Origin of the sequence: Citreicoccus inhibens (assembly GCF_019039035.1) — a bacterium.
GTDB lineage: Bacteria > Myxococcota > Myxococcia > Myxococcales > Myxococcaceae > Citreicoccus > Citreicoccus inhibens.
In genome coordinates this window covers 1-15,556 of sequence record NZ_JAHNZT010000015.1, presented here as the reverse complement: position 1 = coordinate 15,556, position 15,556 = coordinate 1, and the positions used below count along the sequence as shown (strand labels likewise).

The window sequence follows — 15,556 nt, the reverse complement described above, 5'->3', positions numbered from 1 at the left end:
CTAGAGGTAGCCCTTCGCGCGCAGGTTCTGCTCGATGCGCGCGTGCACGTCGCCCACGTTCAGGGTGAGCGACGTGCCGGTGATGCGCTCGTAGGCGGCCACGTACTTGGTGGCCAGCTCCACGCGCACGTCATCCGGGATGGCCGGCAGCGGGCCGTGGCCGGAGAAGTTCCGCTCGCGGATGAGCCACTGGCGGATGTTCTCCTTGTCCAGCATGCGCTGGTCCTCGCCGCGTGCGAAGCGGGCCTCGTACTCGTCCGCCACCCAATAGCGGCTGGAGTCGGGCGTGTGCATCTCGTCGATGACGTAGAGCGTGTCGCCCACCTTGCCGAACTCGTACTTCGTATCCACGAGGATGAGGCCGCGGGTGCGCGCCCACTTCTGTCCCTCGAGGAAGAGTCCCCGGGCCGCCTCGGTGATGCGGGCCCAGTCGCGGGCGCTGGCCAGGTTGCGCGCGAGGATCTCCTTCTCGGAGATGGGCTCGTCGTGCTGGCCGTACTCGGCCTTGGTGGACGGCGTGAGGATGGGCATGGGGAACGCCTCGTCCTTGCGCATCCCGGCGGGGATGGGCAGGCCGTAGGCGGTGTGCGTGCCCTTCTCGTAGTCCCGCCACAGGCTGCCGGTGAGGTAGCCGCGCACGACGACCTCCACGGAGAAGGGCTCGCAGGCGCGGGCCACCGTGACGTTGTCATCCGGCACGTCGAGGACGTGGTTGGGGCAGATGTGCTTCGTGCGCTCGAACCAGAACGCCGCCAGCCGGTTGAGCACCTCGCCCTTGAAGGGGATGGTGGTGAGCACGTGGTCGAACGCGGAGAGCCGATCGCTCGTCACCAGGACGAGCTGATCGCCGCGGCGGTACGTGTCGCGGACCTTGCCCCGGTACGGCTGGCCGAGTGCCGGCAAGTCCGTCTGCCGAAGCGTGTGCTGGAGCTGCGCGTGGAGTGCGGAGGTGTTCACGTCGATGCGCCTCGTGGCCGTCTCTTCCAGAGGAAGATGGGCCCGGTTCTGGAGGCGCGCGACTCTACTGGTTGCCGGTCGCCAGGGAAGCGGGACCGTAAGCGGCAGCCAAGTAGAGGAAAGACGGATTGATGCGCAGGATGCCATCCACGTAAGCGACCGCGTACGGCGCGCCTTGCGCTCGGTCCACCTGCACGACGCCCGTCGGGTGGATGCCCCAGAGGGCAAGCAGCGTGCGCGCCACCAACTCGGCCGACTCCCGCTCGGACAGGCCCTGCAGGCTCTCGCGGCGATCCTCGGACCAGCGGTCTCCGGCGCGGCCGTCGAAGACGAACTGGAGCGAGCCACCCGCGTCCGGCGCCTGCAGCAGGTCCGTGCGCGCGTCAAAGCCCGGCGCCGCCACGAACTCGCCTTCCTGGCTGATGGGGAACAGCACCAGGCCCTGTGCGGACTGCCCGGCCTCCGTCTCCGACTGGCGCGCGATGTCGCGGAACATCTCCAGGCGCGTGCCGGGCGACTCGAACTCCACCGCTTCCGGTGCGCTGGTCAGGGCTTGACGGGCGTTCATCGCGGGCCGCACAGGAGTGCCCGCGCCACCACACGCGGTGAGGACGAACAGCGACAGGAGCAAGCCAGGGGCCCAGCGACGCATTCGCAGGAATATACCGATCACTCCCACGCGCCACCAGCTAAACTCGGAGGCATGCGTCCGGGTGAGTACCTGACCGTTGTTCTTCATCAGACGCGATCACCCGAGAACATGGGTGCCGTCGCCCGGGTCATGGCCAACTTCGGCTTCTCCCGGCTCATTCTGTCCGATCCCGTCATCACCTCGTTCCGGGGGGCCGAGCGCCTCGCCGTGAAGAGCGAGCATTTGCTCGAGGCCATGACGGTGGTTCGCGATCTGCCAGAGGCGCTCACCGACTGCGTGTACGCGGTGGGCACCACGTCTCGCACCCAGTTGGAGGGGCGGTCCGCGCTGACCCCCGAGGAGGCGGTGCGGCGGCTGGCGGAGGAGAGCCGGCGGGGACGGGTGGCGCTCGTCTTTGGCGGCGAGCAGCGCGGCATGTCCGACGAGGAGCTGGCCAGGTGCGAGGACGTGCTCGCCATCCCCACGTGTGACGTGCAGCCGTCCATGAACCTAGCGCAGTCCGCCGCGGTGCTGATGTACCTCTGCCACCGTCAGGGGTTGGAGCTGCCCGCGGAGCCGGCGCCCGAGCCGGGGGCGCGCCTGGGCACGTTGAACGCGCTGGGACAGCGCATGCGCGAGGTGCTGTTGCAGGCGGACTTCCTCAATCCAGAGGCGCCGCACCACGTGCTGAACGAGCTGAACCTGAGTCTGATGCGAGCGAAGCTGACCCAGCGCGAGGCGGAGTTGTGGCTCAACGCCTTCAAGCACCTGGGGCGCGCGGTGGCCCGGGACGCCGCCCGCTGAGGCGGGGACGTCCCGGCGCCGCGAGACGCGGGAACGACGGGGCCTGATCTAGGCCGCCGCCTCCTTCTTGTACGTCTCGTTGTAGTGCTTCTCGCACATGCCGCCCTTCATCGTCTTGGTGCGGCACTCCGCCTTGGAGCAGACGCGGTAGCGCGAGTGGGGCAGGTCGCCCTGGCGCCACTTCTTGAAGTGGAAGAAGCAGTAGCTCTTGGCGCGGTAGGGGCGCTTGCAGCCCTCCACGGTGCACGCCTTCTTGCCGCTGCCCTTGGCGGTGCGCGGCCAGTGGGTGAGCTTCTTGGTCGTCTGGGTGGCCTCAGCCATTGTGGAACCTCTCCTGCGAAACGTTGCGCGTGACCCGCGGCGCCACGTCGGAGGGACGCGTCGCCGAGTATGAAAAAGGCGCACTGTGTATCGCCCGAGGAACCGGAACGCAAGGAGGCTGGCGGCCCAGGAGCCGCCTCACCGGGCCTTCCGTCAGGGCTCGGGCGGATCATCCTCGGCGTCGTCGGGCGAGGCGCGGAACGCCTCCCCGCCTGGATGGAAGGCCCGGGCGCGGGGGACAGGAGACAGCAGGTCCTCCAGCACGGAGTTGGAGCGCGTGGGCCGGCGAGGCGCGGGGGGCGCCGTCGCCATGGCCTGGGCGGGCGAGGGCTCCTCGGGCGGCATCTCCTCCAGCTTCACGCGCACCCGGAGCGGGTGTCCCAGCCGGTTCACCTGGAGCTTCACGCGATGGCCCACGCCTCGGGCCGCCACCTGCCAGCGCATGGTGTGGGCCCGCGAGACGGCGCGCTGGTCGAGTCGGGTGATGACGTCACCCACGCGCAGGCCCGCGGCGGCCCCGGGGCCTCCCTCGATGACGTCCGTCACCACCACGCCCCGCCCCTGGGGCAGGTTGAAGGCGGCGGCCACCTCGGGCGAGTAGTCCTGCACGCTGATGCCCAGCCAGCCCCGGCGCATGCGGCCGCGGGCCTTCAGGTGCGGAATCACCGTCTTGGCGATGTCGATGGGGATGGCGAAGCCGATGCCCTGGCCCGCCACGTTCACGGCGTTGGCCACCGCGACCACGTCACCGTGGATGTCCAGCACCGGCCCGCCCGAGTTGCCCGGGTTGATGGAGGCGTCCATCTGGATGTAGTCGAAGTCGCCGTCGCGGCCGTTGGGCGTCACGTCCGTGCGGCCCAGGTAGCTCACCACGCCCACCGTCACCGAGTGCGCCAGCCCGAAGGGGTTGCCGATGACGACGATCCAATCCGCCACGCGCACGTGCGACGCGGAGGCGAGCTTCAGCACGGGCAGCTTGCGCGGCGCGGAGATTTTCAGGAGCGCGCAGTCCGTGCGCGGGTCCTCGCCCACCACTCGCGCCGGGAACTCCTCGGGATAGCCCCGCGTGTCGAGCACGGAGATGAGGACCTCCGTGGCGCCTTCCACCACGTGCGCGCTGGTGAGGATGTAGCCATCCGGGTGGATGATGAAGCCCGAGCCGATGCCCTTCTGGGGCTCCTCGCCGGACACGACGGACTCGGTGGTGGCCTGGCGTGTGGTGATGGACACCACGGCCGGCATCGCCCGCCTCGCCACGTCGCTGATGATGGAGCGCTGTCGATTCAGCGCGCGATGGGGGGCCTCCACCCACAGCGGGCGCGAGGCCCAGGCGGGCGCGCCCAGCGCGACGAGTAGCGCGGCCACTCCGATGAGGCCCTTGACTCGGGTCCAGCCCATACCGCCTCCACCCAGCCACCGACAGCGCGAAGCTAAGGAGCGGTGGGGAAGAGCGGAAGCGGCCAGGCGGGGCCCATGGCGTGCGGCTTACTTCTTCTGAGCGATGATGCGGTTGATTGCCGCACGATCCTCGGCGGTGATGCGCTCACGCGGCGCCGCGGGCTCGGCCTTCTTGTGGGTGGAGACCGCATCCTTCGCGTCGTCGATGGCGTCCTCGAGTCCGCCCTTCACCTTGTCCATCGTCGAGGGGTTCACGGTGCGCTTCCACGCGCGCTCCATGTGCTCCAGCGGGGAGCGCCCGTCCACGCGGCCTTGAGCCAGGAAGACGCCCAGCCCCACCGCGCACGCCGTCCAGACGATGAACTTCAAGGCACCCATGTTTCACATCCTCCTACCTCGTCATACAGGGGAAGGGGCAGGTTGGCGAGTTTCCGACCGGGGGGCAGGGAGTCGCTGACAGGGCGGGGGCAGCCCCCTAATGTCCGGGGCCTTGCAGCCGGAAGAACTCTTCAGGGCCGCCCAACAGCGGGCGGCGGGAATGAATGTGGGCCCAGGGACCGTGGCGCTGGAGCGCGTGCGGGCCTCGGCCTCGGCGTTGTTCGCTCGCATCCCGGAGCCGCCTGTCTACCGTCGCGCGGAGGACCCCTCGCGCAAGGCGGCGCAGGCGTTGTTGCCGGACGTGGAGCGGGTGCTCGCCGAGGCGTTGGCCGTGGCGCGAGAGCCCGCGGTGTCGCCGCTGGTGGATCGCCTCATCGAGGCACTGCGCGCGCATGGCGAGGCGTTGGTGCACACGGCGGACGGGCGCCTGGAGGCCGCCGAGCTGGCGTGGCGACGCGCGCAGGACCTGGAGCGCTCGGCGCATCCGACGCGACAGATGGTGGCGCAGCCCTCGCGTCCGCCGCCGGTGTTCGACAAGGCGACGGGGCAGTCGCGGTTCGATCCCCGCCCCGCGCCCCAGGCGAGCGTGAAGCTGGTGTGCCCCAACACGGGCTGCAAGCGGATGGGCGACTACGCGTTCATCGCGAGCCACGCCTACCACCGCTTCATCTGCCCGGCGTGTCGCACGCCGTTCCTGGCGTACTTCGGGGAGCTGCGGGGGCTCGAGGTGGAGGTGCGCAGCAGCTCCAAGCGCTACCGCTTCACGGTGGACGAGGTGGGCACGGCGGCCACCACGCGCATCGACTTCGAGGAGGCGAGCGGGCAGGACTTCCCCGCGGCGCGGCGCGACCTGCTCGCGTTCCTCTACACGGAGCAGCGCGAGCTGAAGGTCGTGGTGAACCTCACCAACGGCAAGCTCATGTGGGTGAGTCCAGCGGCGTCGTGCTTCGTGGCGACGGCGGCGTTCGGGGCGGGCGCGCCGGAGTTGGTGGCGTTCCGCGCGTACCGTGACGAGGTGCTGCGGAAGAGCCGGCTCGGTCGAGGGTTCATCCGGGGCTACTATCGATTTGGACCGTCCGTGGCGGACTGGGTGGTGCGCCGTCCTCGGGTTCGGGCAGGAGTGCGCTGGGCGCTGGTGCGGGTGCACCACCGCCTCACGAGGAGCGAACGCGCGTGACAGATGCAGGGACCGAGGAAGCGAAGCCGCCAGACCGTCGCGGTGACGCCGTGAAGACCGTGCTGACGGTGGTGGCGGTGCTGGGGATGGCCGCGGTGGCCTTCCTCGGGGTCCGCGAGGCGCAGCGGGCCCGGCTGGCTCCGGATGGGACGTCAGCGCCCACCTTGCAGATGCGCAAGCATGACGGTGGCACGCTGTCGCTGGCGGACCTGCGCGGCAAGGTGGTGATGCTCGACTTCTGGGCGACGTGGTGCCCGCCATGCCGCGAGGAGATGCCGTCGCTCGTGAAGCTGGCGAAGGAGTACGAGTCGAAGGGGCTCGTCTTCGTCGCCGCCAACCGCGATGACGATGCGACCGCCGCGCAAGAGGTGGATTACTTCCTGCGCCGCTTCCAGCCGGGGCTGGCGCCGCACGTCGTGTACGCGCCGGATGAGCTGGCGGCCGAGTTCCAGGTGAACGCGCTGCCGACGCTCTACTTCCTGGATCGCGACGGCAAGGTGACGGACGCCCAGCGCGGCATGCTGTCCGAGGATGCACTCCGGCGCCGCATCGAGCGCGCGCTGGACCTGTGAGCCGCGGTGAAGGCTCGCTGAGATGCCCCCCGCCTCCTCCGCACCGGGGAGGCTCGCGAAGCCCGGTGGTGGGTCGAGGGCGCGCCCCGCTGTTCCGTTGAGCGCGCCGCTGTGGGCTGCGCATCGAGCCGGGCAAGCGCCTTGTCCCGGCGTGCCCGCTCCCTGCGCGGAGCCCCCGCCAACCAAGTCCGCGCGTGTCCTCGCCACACAGGTCGGGGTGCGGCTCCGCATCCCGCACGCCATGGCGCCGTGCGCGACGAGACGCGGTCTCGCGGGGGCGGGCCTGCCTGCCCTTGTTGGGAGGCAGGCGGCGCGCCTGGAGGTCCTCGCTGTGGGTTACTTCCCGGGCGTCGCAGGCGCCTTCTTGTCCGAGCCCGTGGCGGGCGCGGGCGGGTTCGAGCCTGGAGCGGGCTGCTCGGCCTTCTTCTTGTCCGAACCCGTCGACGGCTGCGGAGCCGTGGACTTGTCGGGACTCGGAGCCGGGGCCTTCTTGTCCGTGGTCGTCGATGGCTGCGGCGCGCTGGACTTGTCCGTGCCCGCCGCGGGAGGTGTCTGCCCTGGCTGAATGACCGTCTCTCGCGGCGCCGTTTCAATCTCGGACTTCACGAGGCGGAAGTCGACGCGACGGTTCTTCGCGCGGCCGAGCGCCGTGTCGTTCGTCGCGATGGGCTTGTCGAACCCGAAGCCTCGCGACGTCATGCGCTTGCGGTCGATGCCCTTGCCCGCCAGGTAGTCGAGCACGGACCGCGCGCGCCGATTCGACAGGTCGACGTTGAGCGTGCGCGAGCCTCGATTGTCCGTGTGCCCTTCGATCTGCACCGGCCCCAGCGTGGGGTTCTTGCGCAGCACCGTGGCCACCTCATCGAGCAGCGGATACGACTGCTTCTGGATGATGGCCGAGCCCGTCTCGAAGAGGATGTTTCCCTTGATGCGGATGCGGTCGGACTCGACGATGACGTAGGGCGGCGAGTCGAACGGGCAGCCGTTGTTCTCGGGTGGGCCCGCCACATCGGGGCAGTCGTCCTCGCCGTCCGGGACCTCGTCGAGGTCCGTGTCCGGGCAGCCGTCGTAATCCTTCGGGCCTGGCTTGGTCGGGCACTTGTCCAGACGGTCGATGACGCCATCGCCGTCGGTGTCCTTGTCGGGCTCCACCGGGCAGCCCTTGCGGTCCGCCGGGCCCTTCTGGTCCGGGCACGCGTCCAAGCCGTCCGCGATGCCGTCCCCATCGTTGTCCGGGTCGGGGCAGCCATCCGAGTCCTGGAAGCCGTCCTTGTCCTCGGGCACGGTGGGGCAGCGGTCTCGCACGTCGGGGATGCCGTCGCCATCCGAGTCGAGGAACGCCTCGTCGTAGCGCAGCGCGAACATCACGCGCAGGGCCTCGCGGCCGTAGCCCGTGGTGACGTTGAGGCCGCGGCCCACGTTCAGCTCCAGGCCCCAGTTGCCCCAGATTTTCGTGCGCGCACCGACGAGCAGCTCCCAGGGAGACTTGAACGAGTCCGCCTGATTGAACGTGAACGGGCGCACGAGCGGAGTCCGCAGGTGCATCTCCGCCAGCGCCTGCACGTCATGCATGCGGCCCAGGTCGGGCAGGTCCACGATGCCGCCCGCGCCCATCGTCAGCTCATCATCCACGAGCAGGTTGAGGTACTGCGCCTGCGGCCGGAGCAGCACGCCCACGTTGCCCAACAGCCGCACGGGAAGGGGCCCCAGCTTCTGCTCGAGTGCCACGCGCGGCGCGAACACGACGCCGCGCTCTCCCGTGAAGCTGGCCGCGCTTCCCGTGGGCAGCCGCACCTCGGCGACCAGCGCGAGTCCCACCGGGAAGTTCTCGGGCGCCAGGATGCTCACGCGCGGCAACAGCCGGATGTCCCCCAGCGTGGTGGCGCTGACGCCCGCCGCGCCCGGGAAGTCCGGCGCGTTCAGCGCGTCGCGCAGCAATTGGAAGTGGTCGCCCTGAAGCAACGTGACGGGCAGGTCCACCCCCAGCTCCAGCCGCTCCAGCAACTGATAGGCGAAGAGCAGGTGCGCATCCAGCCGGTACGGCAGCAGGTTGCCCAGCTTCTCGTCACCGAGCTTCAGCGACAGGATGCGCCAGTTGAAGTCGAGCAGCAGCGCGCCGCGGAAACTTCCCGTGGGCTGCGCGCGCGTGCCCTCCAGCGCGATGCCGCTGAGCTGCGCGGCGGTGGGCTTCACGGGCACGGCGTCGAAGCCGCGCGAGAACGGGTTTTGCTCCGCGTGGGCCGCTGTCGTGGCCAGCATCAGGCTCAGGACCGCTGCCTGGAAGGGCAACGGAGAACTGCGCCGGCTCGACGGAAGGCGCCCGGAGTAGAGGCCTCGCATGAGGAGGGCTCTTAGCACCCACCCCTGGGGTGCGGAAGATTTCCCCGCCCAAGCGCCGCGGGATACAGCCCTGCGCCATTTCTCCAGTGTGGGCTCGGGACTCAGGGGGGAGGAAGAACCTGCCGAGCCATATCGAGGTACGCGCGCAGCGCCGGGGACGCGCGAGCCCGATGCGGGAAGTAGAGGAACAACCCCGGTACAGACGGTGCCCACTCCTCCAGCACGGGCCGCACCACGCCGCTTCTCAGCTGCGGCCCCGCGGCGAGATCCGAGACATACGTGAGCCCCATGCCCGCGGCGGCCATGTTGGTGAGGAACTGCGTGTTGTCCGAGGTGAGCGGTCCCTTCACCGACACGCGCAGCTCGCGCCGCCCGCGCTCCAGCTCCCAGTGGTACGGCAGCCCCGTGGTCGGTGAGCGGTAGCCCAGGCACGCGTGCTTCTCCAGGTCCCGAGGCGACTTGGGCGTGCCGTGGCGTCGCAGGTACTCGGGTGAGCCGACGATGAGGAAGCGGAACGGGGGCGTGAGGCGCACGTGGACCATGTCCTGGTCCACGGACTCGGCCAGTCGCACGCCCGCGTCGAAGCCCTGCGCGACGATGTCCACGAAGCGATCCTCCACGGACACATCGACGCGGACGTGCGGATGCGCGGCGATGAACGCGGGCAGCACGGGCTCCACCACGATGGGCAGTGACAGCGAGGGCACCGTCAGCCGCAGCGTGCCCGCCACCTCGTTCGCCTCCGCGCCCAGGTTGTCGAGCGCCGCGAGCGCGGCCTGGAGTCCGGGGGCCGCGCCGTCCAGCAGCCGGCGACCGGCCTCGGTCAGCGACACGCTGCGCGTCGTGCGAGCCAGCAGGGCCTGCCCGACCTTCTCCTCGAGCTGCCGCACGGACTGGCTCACCGCGGACGAGGAGACGCCCAGCTCCTGGGCGGCCTGCGTGAAGCTGCTCCGCCGCGCGACGGTGACGAAGACGGCCAGGGCATTGAGTGGGGTCAGGGCCATTGTGAAGAGATTCTAAGAAGTCTTCGCGGATTTCGCGCCTTCAATTCGAGGCTGGGGATCGCCACTGTATGCGGCATCAACCGCTGCGAAGGAGCACCCCCATGACGACGACTTCCCGAATCGAGTCCCTGTCTCGCTACCACCTGCTGGGCCGCAGCGGCCTGCGCGTGAGCCCCCTGTGCCTGGGCACCATGACGTTCGGCACCGAGTGGGGCTGGGGCAGCCCGAAGGAGACGGCCCATCAAATCCTCGCTCGCTACCTGGAGGCGGGCGGCAACTTCCTCGACACCGCGGACGGCTACACGCAGGGCACCAGCGAGCAGCTCATCGGCGACTACTTCAAGAAGGCGGGGGGCCGAGACAGCGCCGTCATCGCGACGAAGTTCACGGTGAACACCTCGCCGGGCGACCCGAACGCGGGCGGCAACGGCCGCAAGAACATCTACCGCGCGCTGGAGGGCTCGCTGAAGCGCCTGCAGACGGAATACGTGGACCTCTACTGGCTGCACGCCTGGGACGGCATGACGCCGGTGGAGGAGGTGATGACCACCCTCACCGCGCTCGTGCGGGAGGGCAAGGTCCGCTACATCGGCTTCTCGGATGTTCCGGCGTGGTACTTCGCACGGGCGCAGACGCTCGCCGAGCGCGAGGGCCTGGAGCGCATCTCCGCCCTGCAACTGGAGTACTCGCTGGTCGAGCGCAACATCGAGCGCGAGCACATCCCCGCGGCGCTGGCGCTGGGCGCGGGCGTAACGCCGTGGAGCCCGTTGGCCTCGGGCCTGCTCTCCGGCAAGTACACGCGAGAGGGAACGCAGGCCAAGGGCGAAGGGCGACTGCCCTCCGTGTCGTCCTCGAACAACCCGGGCTTCACCAAGCTCTTCACCGAGCGCAACTGGGCCATCGTGGACACGCTGCGCGAGGTGGCTCGCGAGTTGGACAAGCCCGCGGCGCAGGTGGCGCTCGCGTGGGTGACGCGCCGACCGGGCGTGTCCTCCACCATCATCGGCGCCACGCGCTTGGAGCAGCTCGAGGCGAACCTGCACGCGCTCGACGTGGTGATTCCGCCCGAGCTCGCCGCGCGCCTGGAGGCCGTGAGCCGCCCGGAGCTCATCCACCCGTACATCTTCTTCCAGAACGAGTTCTTCACCCGCGGCATGTTCACGGGCGGCACCGAGGTCAGCGCCGAGCCCTCGTGGTTCCGCTAGACACCTGAACCCGCAGGGGACGGAGGTCGACTCCGTCCCCCGGGGCTCGGGCGTCGCTTACTTCTCCATGAACTCGGCGACCGGGACGACGCGGATGGCGTCCGGACGCACGGGCAGCGGCAGGGAGATGAGGGTCTGATCGAGCTGGAGCAGCTCGGGCGCCTTGGGCGAGGCGTAGGTGATGGGCGAAGGCTGGCCCGAGCGCAGCGCCTGCGCGAGTCCCTGCGCGTCCTCGGTGACGAAGACGTAGTTGAGCCCGTCCGGGTGCACGAACTTGCTGACGGCGGCGTGCACGGACGCGGGCGTCATCTTCGCCAGTGCCTCGCGGTACTGATCCAGGAAGTGCGGCGTGCCGTAGTAGAGCGAGTCGATGGCGTAGCCGAGGCGGCGCTGATCCGTCTGCTCCCACAGGCGCGTGTAGCCCTGGAGGAAGCCGCGGCTGATGTCGAAGCGGTCCTGAGGAATGTCCTGCGTCACGAGCCGCTCGAGGAAGTACATGGCCCCGCGCGTGGCGAACAGCGCGTTGGCGGGCACCACGGGCCGCAGCCACACCGTCAGGTCCTGCTGCGTGCGCGCGATGTTGGGCCGGTGGTACGTCGTGCCCGGGTCCTCGCTGAAGTGCTCGGCGTAGGTGTAGTCACCGTAGTTGAGGCCCCGCTTCTCGCGCAGCTCGTTGAAGAGCACGCCGATGAACTGGCGGTGCTCACCGAGATACGACATCGCGAAGGCCACCGAGAAGAAGTCCGGGTCTCCCCGGCGCAGCGGGACGGCGGCGCCCATGGAGACGGCGGTGGAGAGCGCGGGCTTCTGGAGGATGAGCACGCGCCCGCCCTCGGTAGAAATCGGCGGGAGGGCGACGCGCGGCGCGCCCGAGGCCGGCAATCCGCTGAGCCGCGTGGTGACGGTGCGCTGGAGTGCCTCGTCCACCGGCCCCGCCAGCCCGATGACGAGTCGATCCTGCGTGAAGACGCGCTGGGCCTGGGCCTTCACGTCCTCCAGCGTGAGGGACTGGAGGCCCTGCACGGTGCCGCCGCTGTAGTGCCCGTACGGGTGCTGCGCGTACAGCAGCGAGTCGAGGCCCACCTTGCCGAGCGCCTCATCGTTCTCGCTGCGAAGCCCGTTGCGCACGGCACTGAGCGCGTTGGCGCGCAGGCGCTCGAACTCCGCGGGGTCGAAGCGCGGCGCGAGCAGCACGTCGGTGAACAGGTCGAGGAAGCGCGGCAGGAAGTCCTTGTGGACGCGGCCCGTGAGGGTGGTGAACTCCTTGTCGGGGTGCACCTCCAACTCGGCGGCCATGGGGTAGAGGACTTCGAGGAGCTGCGCGGCGGTGAGCTTCTGCGTGCCGCCCTCGGCCATCAGATGCGCCGTGAGGGCGGTGAGGCCCTCCTTGCCCTTCGGGTCGTCCACGGAGCCGGTGTGGAAGACGAACCGCAGGCTGACGATGGGCGTGTCGGGGTGCGCCTGCACCACCAGCTCCATCGGCTTGGGCTCCTTGAGCGGCACCGCGGGCAGCGTCGGAGGCGTGGCCGGGGCGACCGCGGCTTGCGGCGCGGTGGGTGCGGGCGCCTCGGGCGCGGGCTTGGGTGTGGTGGCGCAGCCCGCGAGGGTCAGGACCGCCGTGAGCGAGAGGGATGCGATGGCGGATGTCTTCATCACGGCGTCCCTCCGGCGGGGGCCTTGGGGGTGAGGGTGAGGACGGTGAGGTTGGAGTCCACGAGGTACTTGCCCGCGAAGGCGACGAGCTGCTTCGGAGTCACGACAGAGAGCTGCTTCAGGTAGCTGGCGAGCGCGTCCGGCGTGCCGAGGATGCCGGCGTACACGGCCAGGTCGATGGCCACGTCCTGCGCGGTCTGCTGGTTCATCACGCTGCCGTAGCGCAGGTTGTCCTGGATGGCCTTCACGCGCGCGGCGTCCACCTTGCCCGAGGCGAGTGCCTTCACCTCGCGCCGGAGCGTGGCGTCCACGGCGGCGCGGTTCTTCTCGTCCTGGAGGGTGGCGTCGAGGATGAAGAGGGTGGGGTCGCGGTGCGGCGACGGGTGCGAGTCGATGGACTCGACGAGCTGCTTGTCGAGCACGAGATCCTTGTACGCGGGGCTCGTCTTGCCCACGAGGTACTCGGCGAGCATCGCCTGGATGGCGGCGTCGGGCGTGTTGGGGTTGGAGGCGGGTGTGTGCCAGCCGAGCTGATGGCGCGGCTGCGTGGGCTGCGGCCAGTCGACATGGACGGAGCGCTGCTGCTTCTGCGGGGGCTCGACGGGGATGGTGACGGGCGTGGACTTGCGGTTCCACGCGCCATAGTTCTCGCGCACGGCGGCCATGACCTGGTCGTCGTTGAAGTCACCGACGATGAAGATGAGGGCGTTGTCGGGGGTGTACCAGCGCTCGAAGAAGGTGCGGCTGTAGGCGTACTCCTTCGGCATGGCCTTGATGTCGTCGTAGAAGCCGAGCGTGGTGTGCCGGTACGTGTGCTGGGTGAAGGCGGTGCCGAAGAGCTCCTCCTCCATCTTGAGCCCGGGGTTGGCGGCGTTCTTGTGGTACTCGCCGAGCACGGCGAGCGCCTCGGTCTGGAAGGACGGCTCGGAGTACTCGAGGTTGCGGAAGCGGTCGGCCTCGAGCGCGATGAGCTGGAGCAGGCCCGCGGTCGGCCCATACGAGTGGTAGACGGTGATGTCGTCGCTCGTGAAGGCGTTGTCGTCGAAGCCGAAGCTGCCGAGGACGCGCTCGCGCTGGCCCTCGGGGTTGGACTTCGTGCCCTTGAACATCATGTGCTCGAAGAAGTGAGCGAAGCCGGTCTTGCCGGCCTCCACCTCGTTGCGCGAGCCCACGCGCATGGCGGTGGCGTACGCGACGATGCCGGGTGAGTTGAACGGCACGCGCACGACGGTGAGGCCGTTGGGCAGGCGCGTCGTCTTGAGGGTGTAGGGGAAGAAGCGGGAGGTGTCTTGCTGGGCCTCGGCGGGGAGTGCCGGGGCCAGCAGGAGCAGCAGCAGGGCAAGGAGGCGTGTCATGCGCGGACCTTTCGGCCGGGCATGCGGTGGGCCGCCCGGCAGGCGAGGGGAACCTACGCTGCGGGGTGTTCCGGGAGGCGAGGGAATGTTCAGCGAGTGTCAGAAGGCGGTCTTGCGGCGTGGCGCCGTGGGTGGGGCGTGGACGAAGAGGGCGCCGAAGGGATTGACCGCACGGGTTCAGCGGTTAAGGTAGTAGGCGTGCGGACGAAGTCGGAGCCGCACGGATGTCAGTAACCAGAGAACGCCGGGGGCGACCTGGCTTCGACGGGGGCATAGAAGTTCGAGACGCGTGCCGAGCTTGTTGGGTGCTCGTAAAACCTCCGACAACAACACAAAAGCCAACGACAACGTTGAGCTCGCGCTGGCTGCCTAAAACCAGCTCTTAGCGCGCGGTCCCCCAGCTCTCGGCCCGTGGGGTTGGGTAGGACCGTCATAATGCGGGCTGGCTGCTGAGGGTGCCTGGGCCCGAGGTGGCGAGACCTTTCCAGGACCGGCTCTGAGTATCCCGTCCGTGGGAGCCTCAGGGACGTAATAAATCGCGGACTACGCACGTAGGGTCAAAGAGCGGAAGGCTTTCGGACGTGGGTTCGATTCCCACCGCCTCCACAAAGAGAAGCCCAGCAGCCGCAAGGTTGCTGGGCTTTTTCTTTGCCCGCGTGTCTTCATGTGCCCCTGTGGCGGAACGGGGTAGTTGGAGTTGGATCTTGGGACGGGCGGATCGGTCGATCTGCTGAGCCCCTGCAGCGAGGCTTCCGGATGGATCGGCAGATTCGTCTCAAGGCTTCTGGGAGGCGCGATACTCTTCAATCCTCTTTCGCTGTGCATCCTTGTAGATTTGCGGCATGTGCTCGTGGGGGAGTTCCGAGTCGGGCTCGACAACTTCTGGCCAGTGCCCAATTCTGAAGAGTTCAGCCATCACTTGATGGTAGTCGGAGATGGCCTGCTGTTCCGCGTCGGAGCCTTCCTGGCAGCTCCGGAACCGGCTGGCGATATTCGCAAGCTCATCCTGCAGGTCATCTTGCACGTTCGCTCGCCTCTGAAGGTAACGTGCCGGGAGATACTCATCTGGCAGCTCGTTCTCATGTCCTAGCGTGTAATCCCAGCCTTCTTTGTAGAGTTGCTCTAGCAAATCGTTGAAACGCTGGACCTGCTCCTTTTCGGGCTTGCCCGTTGGATTCGTGCGCTTCCATGCTTCAATGATGGTTTGGATGGACTTCGTCAGTTTTTCTGTTTCTGTCATGGTGCTCTTCTATGCTGGCTTGATGCCGAGATGCTTGCGCTTGGGGGCATCCTGCATGGCCTTCATGTATGCTTGCATGTTTTCATCCGCTGATGGAATGGGCAGGCCAATGGTTGCTGGCCAGGTGGCGCAAATGCAGTCGCCGTTGCCATTGGGGAAGCTGTAACATGGTGCGGTGTGGTTTCTTGCCTTCTCGAATTCAGCTTTGATTTTGTTGTAGGCTTCTTCGGGACAGATATTCTCAATCTGCATGATTTTCAGTCCATACGAGCTGCCCATGGCGAATGCCGGCGTGTCGTCCGTGACCTTGCCAGGATAGGACTTTCTCGCTTTGAGCGCCTCCATGACGATATGGACGGGGTCAATCCCGGTGCTGGGATTGAATCCGAAGATGGGGGTCAAGTCCCGAATCGTGTGTAGTCGGTTCGGAGGGGGTACGGGGGAGGAAAGCTCCTTGGCGGCATCATTCAGCGGTGCCTGGGTTTGAAGTCAGCAAGGCCATGTCGAGGTAGCGACGGTCA

At 68.4% G+C, this 15,556-nt stretch carries 15 protein-coding genes and 1 other RNA gene; 5 read left to right on the top strand and 11 right to left on the bottom strand.

Annotated features, from left to right (window positions below; translation table 11 throughout):
* Nucleotides 1-957 carry a phosphoribosylaminoimidazolesuccinocarboxamide synthase gene (locus tag KRR26_RS18885; RefSeq protein ID WP_217080465.1) on the bottom strand — a complete coding sequence of 319 codons (957 nt, stop codon included), beginning with the start codon at nucleotides 955-957 and terminating at the stop codon, nucleotides 1-3.
* Between the two features lie 64 nt (nucleotides 958-1,021).
* Complete coding sequence (locus tag KRR26_RS18880; RefSeq protein ID WP_120202046.1) at nucleotides 1,022-1,609, bottom strand: hypothetical protein; 588 nt, start codon at nucleotides 1,607-1,609, stop codon at nucleotides 1,022-1,024.
* Nucleotides 1,610-1,660: 51 nt separating this feature from the next.
* Between KRR26_RS18880 and KRR26_RS18875 the strand changes: the two genes are divergently transcribed.
* Nucleotides 1,661-2,392, top strand: a complete 732-nt coding sequence (locus KRR26_RS18875; RefSeq protein ID WP_120202044.1) for an RNA methyltransferase — start codon at nucleotides 1,661-1,663, stop codon at nucleotides 2,390-2,392.
* Between the two features lie 48 nt (nucleotides 2,393-2,440).
* Here the strand turns inward: KRR26_RS18875 and KRR26_RS18870 are convergent, their stop codons facing one another.
* The 3 genes from KRR26_RS18870 to KRR26_RS18860 all read right to left on the bottom strand — a co-directional run bounded on the left by KRR26_RS18870 (nucleotide 2,441) and on the right by KRR26_RS18860 (nucleotide 4,489).
* A complete protein-coding gene (locus tag KRR26_RS18870) occupies nucleotides 2,441-2,713 on the bottom strand; it encodes a vegetative protein (RefSeq protein WP_120202042.1) in 273 nt (90 codons plus the stop codon).
* A gap of 153 nt (nucleotides 2,714-2,866) precedes the next feature.
* Complete coding sequence (locus tag KRR26_RS18865; RefSeq protein WP_120202040.1) at nucleotides 2,867-4,111, bottom strand: S1C family serine protease; 1,245 nt, start codon at nucleotides 4,109-4,111, stop codon at nucleotides 2,867-2,869.
* 87 nt (nucleotides 4,112-4,198) lie between these two features.
* On the bottom strand, nucleotides 4,199-4,489 hold the full coding sequence (locus tag KRR26_RS18860; protein WP_217080464.1) for a hypothetical protein: 291 nt from the start codon (nucleotides 4,487-4,489) through the stop codon (nucleotides 4,199-4,201).
* Nucleotides 4,490-4,589: 100 nt separating this feature from the next.
* Here KRR26_RS18860 and KRR26_RS18855 point away from each other — a divergent pair, with 100 nt between their 5' ends.
* Nucleotides 4,590-5,666 (top strand): CFI-box-CTERM domain-containing protein, encoded by a 1,077-nt coding sequence (locus tag KRR26_RS18855; RefSeq protein WP_120202037.1) that lies wholly within the window; start codon nucleotides 4,590-4,592, stop codon nucleotides 5,664-5,666.
* Nucleotides 5,663-6,238 carry a TlpA family protein disulfide reductase gene (locus KRR26_RS18850; protein ID WP_407931725.1) on the top strand — a complete coding sequence of 192 codons (576 nt, stop codon included), beginning with the start codon at nucleotides 5,663-5,665 and terminating at the stop codon, nucleotides 6,236-6,238. The genes KRR26_RS18855 and KRR26_RS18850 overlap by 4 nt, the downstream gene beginning before the upstream one ends.
* A gap of 336 nt (nucleotides 6,239-6,574) precedes the next feature.
* Here KRR26_RS18850 and KRR26_RS18845 read toward each other — a convergent pair whose 3' ends face one another.
* Nucleotides 6,575-8,497, bottom strand: coding sequence for an OmpA family protein (locus KRR26_RS18845; RefSeq protein WP_407931726.1), 1,923 nt, complete (start codon nucleotides 8,495-8,497; stop codon nucleotides 6,575-6,577).
* Nucleotides 8,498-8,679: 182 nt separating this feature from the next.
* Nucleotides 8,680-9,582: a LysR family transcriptional regulator gene (locus KRR26_RS18840; protein ID WP_120202032.1), complete on the bottom strand. Its 903-nt coding sequence runs from the start codon at nucleotides 9,580-9,582 to the stop codon at nucleotides 8,680-8,682.
* 101 nt (nucleotides 9,583-9,683) lie between these two features.
* Here KRR26_RS18840 and KRR26_RS18835 point away from each other — a divergent pair, with 101 nt between their 5' ends.
* Nucleotides 9,684-10,787, top strand: a complete 1,104-nt coding sequence (locus tag KRR26_RS18835) for an aldo/keto reductase (protein WP_217080463.1) — start codon at nucleotides 9,684-9,686, stop codon at nucleotides 10,785-10,787.
* A 57-nt stretch (nucleotides 10,788-10,844) separates the two neighbouring features.
* On the opposite strand, the gene KRR26_RS18830 is transcribed toward KRR26_RS18835, so the two are convergent.
* Nucleotides 10,845-12,440, bottom strand: coding sequence for a M16 family metallopeptidase (locus KRR26_RS18830; protein WP_217080515.1), 1,596 nt, complete (start codon nucleotides 12,438-12,440; stop codon nucleotides 10,845-10,847).
* Complete coding sequence (locus tag KRR26_RS18825; RefSeq protein WP_217080462.1) at nucleotides 12,440-13,795, bottom strand: M16 family metallopeptidase; 1,356 nt, start codon at nucleotides 13,793-13,795, stop codon at nucleotides 12,440-12,442. The genes KRR26_RS18830 and KRR26_RS18825 overlap by 1 nt, the downstream gene beginning before the upstream one ends.
* A gap of 246 nt (nucleotides 13,796-14,041) precedes the next feature.
* On the opposite strand from KRR26_RS18825, the gene ssrA reads away from it, so the two are divergent.
* Nucleotides 14,042-14,404, top strand: a transfer-messenger RNA (tmRNA) gene (ssrA, locus tag KRR26_RS18820).
* A 166-nt stretch (nucleotides 14,405-14,570) separates the two neighbouring features.
* Here ssrA and KRR26_RS18815 read toward each other — a convergent pair.
* Together KRR26_RS18815 and KRR26_RS18810 are read right to left on the bottom strand one after the other, a co-directional pair.
* Nucleotides 14,571-15,035, bottom strand: coding sequence for a hypothetical protein (locus KRR26_RS18815; protein ID WP_217080461.1), 465 nt, complete (start codon nucleotides 15,033-15,035; stop codon nucleotides 14,571-14,573).
* 9 nt (nucleotides 15,036-15,044) lie between these two features.
* Nucleotides 15,045-15,437 (bottom strand): hypothetical protein, encoded by a 393-nt coding sequence (locus KRR26_RS18810; RefSeq protein WP_217080460.1) that lies wholly within the window; start codon nucleotides 15,435-15,437, stop codon nucleotides 15,045-15,047.
* Between the last annotated feature and the right edge of the window lie 119 nt (nucleotides 15,438-15,556).

What these genes read in the sequence shown, in the direction of transcription:
- KRR26_RS18870 (WP_120202042.1), bottom strand. Translation starts at nt 2,713, where the DNA reads ATGGCTGAGGCCACCCAGACGACCAAGAAGCTCACCCACTGGCCGCGC.
- KRR26_RS18835 (WP_217080463.1), top strand. Translation starts at nt 9,684, where the DNA reads ATGACGACGACTTCCCGAATCGAGTCCCTGTCTCGCTACCACCTGCTG.
- KRR26_RS18845 (WP_407931726.1), bottom strand. Translation starts at nt 8,497, where the DNA reads ATGCTGGCCACGACAGCGGCCCACGCGGAGCAAAACCCGTTCTCGCGC.
- KRR26_RS18865 (WP_120202040.1), bottom strand. Translation starts at nt 4,111, where the DNA reads ATGGGCTGGACCCGAGTCAAGGGCCTCATCGGAGTGGCCGCGCTACTC.
- KRR26_RS18830 (WP_217080515.1), bottom strand. Translation starts at nt 12,440, where the DNA reads ATGAAGACATCCGCCATCGCATCCCTCTCGCTCACGGCGGTCCTGACC.
- KRR26_RS18855 (WP_120202037.1), top strand. Translation starts at nt 4,590, where the DNA reads ATGTCCGGGGCCTTGCAGCCGGAAGAACTCTTCAGGGCCGCCCAACAG.
- KRR26_RS18875 (WP_120202044.1), top strand. Translation starts at nt 1,661, where the DNA reads ATGCGTCCGGGTGAGTACCTGACCGTTGTTCTTCATCAGACGCGATCA.
- KRR26_RS18825 (WP_217080462.1), bottom strand. Translation starts at nt 13,795, where the DNA reads ATGACACGCCTCCTTGCCCTGCTGCTGCTCCTGCTGGCCCCGGCACTC.
- KRR26_RS18840 (WP_120202032.1), bottom strand. Translation starts at nt 9,582, where the DNA reads ATGGCCCTGACCCCACTCAATGCCCTGGCCGTCTTCGTCACCGTCGCG.
- KRR26_RS18860 (WP_217080464.1), bottom strand. Translation starts at nt 4,489, where the DNA reads ATGGGTGCCTTGAAGTTCATCGTCTGGACGGCGTGCGCGGTGGGGCTG.
- KRR26_RS18880 (WP_120202046.1), bottom strand. Translation starts at nt 1,609, where the DNA reads ATGCGTCGCTGGGCCCCTGGCTTGCTCCTGTCGCTGTTCGTCCTCACC.
- KRR26_RS18815 (WP_217080461.1), bottom strand. Translation starts at nt 15,035, where the DNA reads ATGACAGAAACAGAAAAACTGACGAAGTCCATCCAAACCATCATTGAA.